At 30.5% G+C, this 482-nt stretch carries 1 protein-coding gene; it reads right to left on the reverse strand.

Annotation, left to right across the window (positions count from 1 at the left end):
- Nucleotides 1–482: hypothetical protein (locus tag H6A61_RS15400; RefSeq protein ID WP_204394787.1), on the reverse strand; the 482-nt coding region annotated here is incomplete at both ends.

A 482-nucleotide genomic window follows, 5' to 3' on the forward strand; every position in this document is an offset into this window, starting at 1 on the left:
GATTTTAGAATACTGTCAAGTATGATTTTACAAAAAGAAGAAGAGTCATAGGTATTATCGGATAGTTCATCTATTATATTATAAAGAGACTCTCCACTCCAATTCTTATATTTATCCGATACCCAATCCCATCCCCAAGGCCAGTTCTCATTGGAATTTTTAAAAATAGAGGTCACAGCAATTCCCTGACTGGTTCCATCTTTAAAAATTCCATAATATAAATTCATTAGTCCCCAGTTATCGAATATATAACTCAACCGAATTGTCTTTTGATTTTTAGTAATATAATAACTGAACCCCCAATCCAATTTACCACTTTTTTCATAGAATTCATTGGACACAAAACTTATTTCCAATTTGGTCTTCTCTTTTGCTATTTCTTTTATATACTCCAGTGCTTTAGTTATTGGACCAGATATGGCCTTTTTAATTATATCGTTTTGGTATGAGCATATTAAAATAGCATTTTTCAAATATTCATT

The sequence above is a fragment of the Bacteroides caecigallinarum genome, from assembly GCF_016901995.1.
GTDB classification, from domain to species: domain Bacteria; phylum Bacteroidota; class Bacteroidia; order Bacteroidales; family Bacteroidaceae; genus Phocaeicola; species Phocaeicola cellulolyticus.